Annotated in this window: 3 protein-coding genes; all 3 read left to right on the top strand. The window is 43.6% G+C overall.

From position 1 onward, the window contains the following. The coding region (locus PPL9_RS10700; RefSeq protein WP_057462698.1) for a glycosyltransferase family 4 protein at window positions 1-3,013 on the top strand (3,013 nt) is incomplete at its 5' end. A gap of 13 nt (window positions 3,014-3,026) precedes the next feature. After that, window positions 3,027-5,135 carry a glycosyltransferase gene (locus tag PPL9_RS10695; protein ID WP_057462697.1) on the top strand — a complete coding sequence of 703 codons (2,109 nt, stop codon included), beginning with the start codon at window positions 3,027-3,029 and terminating at the stop codon, window positions 5,133-5,135. Then, window positions 5,132-6,361, top strand: coding sequence for a glycosyltransferase family 2 protein (locus tag PPL9_RS10690; RefSeq protein WP_208989300.1), 1,230 nt, complete (start codon window positions 5,132-5,134; stop codon window positions 6,359-6,361). Before PPL9_RS10695 ends, PPL9_RS10690 begins: the two co-directional genes overlap by 4 nt. Window positions 6,362-6,491 lie beyond the last annotated feature (130 nt).

Genomic DNA, 6,491 nt, shown 5'->3' with positions numbered 1-6,491 from the left:
GGGGAGCCATACATCAGGCAACAAACTTCGCGTATGCATTGCTACAGAAGAGATCCTTGGGCCAGTCAGAAATGGTGGCATTGCTTCCACTTACTACCATCTAGCCAAAGGACTAGCTGCTCGTGATCATGAAGTTCATATTCTCTACCTTAAAGGGGAAAGTGTTGAGAACGAAACGCCTCAGCATTGGGTTAAGCATTTTGCTGAATTTGGCGTCGCTCTACACTACTTACAACATACAACCGAGACTATCGTAGGTCCGTCTCAAAATTGGCAAGGGCGATACAACGCGGCTTATCGCTGGCTAAAAGAACAACAAAAATTTGATGTAGTTCACTCTTCAGAATGGCGAGGAGGCCTAATTTACGCTTTGATGGCTAAAAAGCTCGGCCTTGCGTTTCAAGAGACCCTTTTTATCATTAAAACCTCTTCTCCACATCTATGGAACCGCCATTACCAGATGCAACCCATTGCTAAACGCGACCTTTTGCCAGCGAGTTTTGCTGAACAGAAGTGCGTTGAACTTGGTGATATTGTCATTGGCGGTAGTGCACATTTGCTGTGTTTTATGAAGCATGTTGGTTATCAGCTGCCTGCAGCTACTTATGTGCAACCAAATATTCTAGATTTTTCAGAAATTGATGTTATCGATCAGAGGCCTCCTCGAAAAACTGGGGATAGGATTCATGCTCAAGAACTAACGTTTTTCGGCCGTTTGGAGATGCGCAAAGGGATTGAGTTATTCTGTACAGCTCTGGATCTTTTAGAACGGGAAGGTACCCCCCCTAAGACAGTGAATTTTCTCGGTAAATACGGCGAAGCACTTTCAAACCAGAATAATGAAAAAGTAGTTGATTTTATTAACAGAAAAGCCGAAAGCTGGAGCTTTGAGGTCAACTGTGTAACTCACCTGAACCAACCAGAAGCTCTTTCATTTCTGTGCTCGAGAGACATGATTGCAGTTATGCCTTCGCTTATCGAAAATTCTACAATGGCTGTTTATGAAGCGCTTGAACATAACATTCCATTTATAGCAACAGATGTTGGTGGGACACCTGAACTGATCGCAAAAGAAGATCATTCTGCTTGCCTGATACCGCCGAACGCATACGAGCTGGCCGGCCGTTTGAAATCCGCACTCATGGAAGGCCATCCCATCGCGGGTGCCAGTTTCAGTAATCAAGACAACTTAAAAACCTGGTACGGCTTTCACGCCTACCTAGGAGATTTATACGCTAGGAACTCAGGTAAGGAAGCAACAGTAACGCTTAACAAGCTAGCAGTATTGAATGCGAAAGAGAGGCAAGAAACAGTCGCTGGAACCTTAGAGATAGTTGTTTTGCTGCGTGAAAGCGGTACTGCAATGGCATTTGCAAAAGCTTTGCTGAGCGAGCTCCCAGATAAAGTAAGCATTCTGGTTACGTTACCGGAGCTTGAAGAGACAGCTCGGGGCATTGTCGAATATTTGCAACGTAATGGCATAAGCTCTAGATTATGCCCGTTTATTGGTTTCCCGGCAGGACAAGCGTTCAATCGAATAATGGATGAATGTTCTGCTGATGCCTGCATTTTATGCGATGGTACGGCCGTTCATTTTGCTTCAGGTTTTTGTAACGATATTCGCGTTGCGATTCAGCACCAAAAGAATGCCATCATTTCAAGCTTTGTTAAGCTGCCAGACAACAAAATTGTTATGCCGATGGGAAGCGATATTGTCTCAGAAGTCGTATTCGGAAATTCGGTTGGAGCAAGTGTAGTCTGTATTCCTAAGAAACTCATAGCCCAATTGAGTGGACTGCAACCGTATGACCTTCGCTTTGGGCTTTTACAAGAGTATGTGCTCCGAGCGAAAAACGAACACAATACTGACCTTATGGTGATCCCTGAATGCCGCTTGGCCTGCGCATTTGAGCTAGGAGAACTAACAGAGCAACAAAACAACTCAAACGCGTCATATTTGCGCTCAATGCCATTGATCGAAAATGATAACATCGCATATCGTAAATTAGCTCTTTTGCCCCACACAGGTCACGGAAGTCTCAAACTCCAACCAAAGCTATATCGGGATAAAAAACGACAAGATGATGAACCGGTTTGGCTTGTGCACGCAGACAGATCTCGCAAACTAAGAAATAGATGGTCCAAAGTTGCGATTGGACTGGATGAGAGTGCATCGCGAATACTTTGTGTTGCGATTGGTTCAGGAGAACGTTCTTTATTTGCTAATGGAACAAAGCAACAAATCTCACTCATAAATCAAACGGGCGAAACAACGCTGCATGCCTTTGACATTCCAAAGGATTGGCCGGAAGGTGACCGATACAATATTAAGTTTCATTTAGCGAACAAAGACAGGACGCGCTCGCAGTTCATCCGAGTTATCAAGCTCTCCAGAAATGTTTTTGTAGCTGTATCGGGCGGTGTGATCTTAAACCGAGATGCAGCCGAAAGGATGTTTAGCCAGCATGATACTCTTTTCAAAATTCCAAGCATTGCTGCAAAAAAAAAGCAACCAGAATCAATTTCGGAGTTGAAGGAAGCAACTAAGCGAACGCTGAAACAGGATAAGCTAACAGCGTACTCTGGAGAAAAGAGGAAGCTATTTCTTACAGCTGATAGCCTTTTTTCTTTGCATAGGCCTAAGAGAAAACTCCTTCGCTTGTTCCGTGGTTACTCAGGTTCTCCGATTAAAGCATCTATACCGCCAAAGGAGCTTTTTGCCTTAAACCCCACTCACATTGAAGGATGGGCATGGGATAGAAGAGATATTTCAAAAAAGTTGACAGTTATTCTGGAAGTTAATGGTGTTGCCATGACTGAAGCCAAAGCTGATCGATACATTGCTAGATTTGGCAGCAGAAACCAGAAGCTTGCTCAGCATGGCTTTATACTGTTGGTCCCCAAGGAAGCAAGAGATGTGAATGCCGAAGTCACGGTAAAGGTTAAAGAGGACGGCAGCATAGTTCGTAACGGCAAGCTAAGATACCTTGCCGAGATGTTGGTTGCGCAGTGAGGAAATCGTTTGAATGATCGAACTACAGCAGGACATAAATGCGATTGCCCCGATGCTTAGCAAACGCATATGCATTATTACTGCTGATATCTTCGGGCCTATAAAAAATGGTGGTATTGGTACTGCTTATTTTCATTTGGCAGTGTTTTTAAAACGTACCGGGCATCATGTAACCATTTGCTTTGTAAATGGGCATGCCAAAAACCAACAAAAAATGCGGATCACTCGCGATTTTTATTCTGAACATGGTATTGAATTTTCTGCTGTTGCTCCTCAGGTACTTGCAAAAACTGAGATGGCTCAGACAATGGCACCTCCATATGCAGCCTATGAATGGTTGCGAGAGCACGAAAGTCATTTTGATATGGTGCACGTGTCAGAGTGGCGTGGTTTGGGGTATGTTACTTTATTAGCCAAGAAACTGGGTATTGCATTTCTAAATTTACAATTTGTTGTCAAAGGTTCCTCTCCAACACTCTGGGCTGCGGAGGGAAATTCGCAGTTCCTGGAAGAATACCGTCAACTTGGTTGGGTTTTTATGGAGCGACAGAGCGTGGAAATGGCTGATACGCTCATCTGCGGCAGTCAGCATCTTTTGAACTGGATGCTTCGTAATTGCTATAAACTTCCTGCAAAAAGTTTTTACTGGCCCAACGTGTTCCTAGAAGACCTTAGCAGCGTTACTCCAAAACGATGCTCTCTCGTGGGGGAATGGGTGTTTTTTGGCCGATTGGAACCTCGGAAAGGTATCTTGTTATTTGTTAATGCTCTCAATGCGCTAGCTGCAAAAGGCATTTCAATTCCCCCAATCACTTTTCTCGGAGGTTATTCTCATCGGTTTGATGCTCAGAAGTTCATTATGCAAAACAGCAAGAAGTGGCAAACCAAAGTCACATTTAAAGTCAATTGCAATGCTTTTCAAGCAATCGAATACCTTAGTGTCGAAGGCCGGTTAGCAGTGATCCCATCCTTACTGGAAAACTCTCCATTGGCTGTTTATGAATGCTTAGCTGCACAGGTTCCGTTTATTGCTGCAAATACCGGTGGGACGTATGAACTGATTGATGAAGACGGACGAGAAGGAGTCTTATTTGAACCTCATCATCTGGCACTAGCAGGCCGGCTTGAGCATTATACCAAACGACTCCCAGCCCCTGCAGTGAGACATGATAGATTGAAGAGATCACTGACAGTCTGGGAGAACTGGCACCGCCAAAACCAATCAATGTCAAAGGCAGCCAGACCAAAGAAAGACAATCATCCGCTAGTCAGTATCTGTCTTACTCATTTTGAACGCCCCCATCTTCTAACCCAAGCTTTAAAGAGCATTGAACGCCAGACCTATCGAAATTTTGAGGTGATAGTCGTTGATGATGGTAGTCGTTCGCCGCTTGCACGTGCAACGCTTAAGGCCCTTGCTCAAAGGTACAAAGATAAGTCATGGCGCATCCTCTATCAGGAAAATAGATATGTAGGGGCAGCAAGAAACAAGGCCGCTCAAGTTGCCAAAGGTGAGTTTCTGCTTTTCTTTGATGACGACAATTTCATGATGCCTGAAATGGTCGACAAGCTTGTGAGCGCAGCAACTTTTGCAGGGCTTGATTGTTTAACTTGCAGTTCATTACGTTTCAGTGGTGAAGGAGAACCTTATTCGTCCAATAGTGTACTCGGAACGCAGATACGCTTTGTAGGCCCTGCAAAAGCATGGGCGACAAAGGTAAATGTGGTTGGCGATGCAACCTGCCTTGTAAAAAAGACAGCCTTTTCAGCTTCTGGGGGGTATTCTGAAGGATATCGAGTTGGAAAAGATGATATTGAATTTTACAATCGCCTAATATTAGATAATCGAAAAATATCTTACTATCCTGATCCATTATATTACTATCGACAAAGTACAGATAGTATGAAGCTGAAAAATCAGATTAAAGAAGAGGCTGATTTCAAGCAGGTATTACCGTTTCTGGACAATATGGATGCTGAAGATAAAAGCCTTTTCTTACTACGCCCTGATGCGTCTCAGCTTATCAGTAACCAACGCGATGCTGAAAAAGCAAGTTTCCGACCAGGGAAAGTGAGTTCGGCTATACGAAAAGCGCAGAATTTTATTAGGGTAAAAATTTGAGACCTAGTAAACACTCCAATAAGTCCAGACAAACAGGTTATCCATTAATCTGCATATTACGGGACGAAGCTGACATTTTACCAGCGTTCCTGCATCATTATCGCTCAATTGGAGTTACTTGTTTTTACATTGTTGATACCGGTAGTTCAGATGGCTCTCGTGAGTTTTTGCTTCAGCAAAATGATGTTCAGCTCTTTGAAAAAAATGGAGGTTACCCGCAAGCAAATGCCGGAATTGATTGGGTCAATGAAATTGGCAGTAAGTATTGCAAAGACAAATGGACAACAGTTGTTGATGCGGACGAATTTCTACAGCCTCCCCAACTATCAATACACGGGACGACAGATGCCTTACAAAGCGAGCTAGCCTTTGCACTTTATACTCCTCTAATAGATTTTTTCTGTGATGATCTTACCAGCGCGCCCAAATGTGCGGTGGATCTAGATGAGCTCATTACCAACACACCCAACTATGTCCCCTTTTCTAAATTTCATACAGAACGTACCCAAGCTTTTCCTTTTTTTGAACTTCGCTCTTCTGCTCGAGCGGATATGTCTGGCAGGAGGAATTATCTTGTAAGATCTTACAAAATACCGCTTGTGTACTGGCAAGCAGACTTCCAGTACCTTCGCTCAACACACTTGTGTACTCCTGTTCCGTTGGGAGATACATGCGGTCATCTGCTTCACTTTAAGTATCGTTCAGGGTTCGAGAAACGTCTATTGAAGGAGTTGGAAAACCCAGATCGCATGAATGCAGATGTTTATCGTATCTCAAAAGCAATCATACGTAATCAGAAATTGCTTCACCAGAACACGGTGGTTTTACGTAACAAAGACGCATTCAAGGAGAGTGATTGGCTGTCAAACGCGGGTTTCTCGGAGAGATGGAAGGAAGTAAATCGCTCTAAAGCTTATTACTTCAAAATTCTTACAGGTAAGAAAACAACAACAGACAGTACACTAGAGGAAAACCTGACACGCATAACTACCTCTTTAAGTTGGAGAGTGACCAAGTCCTTACGGGCATTTCTCTTCAACCGAGGATTGTTGCGACATGAACATTTTCCAGAGCGTATTAATAGCAATCAAGCAGCTGCTGAGCAAATCATTGCCATATATGAGTCATTCTGGTGGATGCTAACCAGTATTATCAGACTACCGGTTGCATTTTACCGTGCAGTACTCTGGTACAAACTCAAACAGCGCAGCAGAAAGACAAGATGACTTAATTTAGCTTCCTCTCATAAATGAGTATTCATGTGTGGATGGCTCCTGCTTTGCAAGACATTTTTGAGATGATCGGTACCTTTGTCAGAAGCAGTCATGTGTCCGGCCTGTTTGCGCGGTTTTGACC

It is taken from the genome of Pseudovibrio sp. POLY-S9, from assembly GCF_001431305.1.
Classification (GTDB): Bacteria; Pseudomonadota; Alphaproteobacteria; order Rhizobiales; family Stappiaceae; genus Pseudovibrio.
Note: the sequence above shows the minus strand (reverse complement) of the source record. Positions and strands in the feature narration are given on the sequence as shown.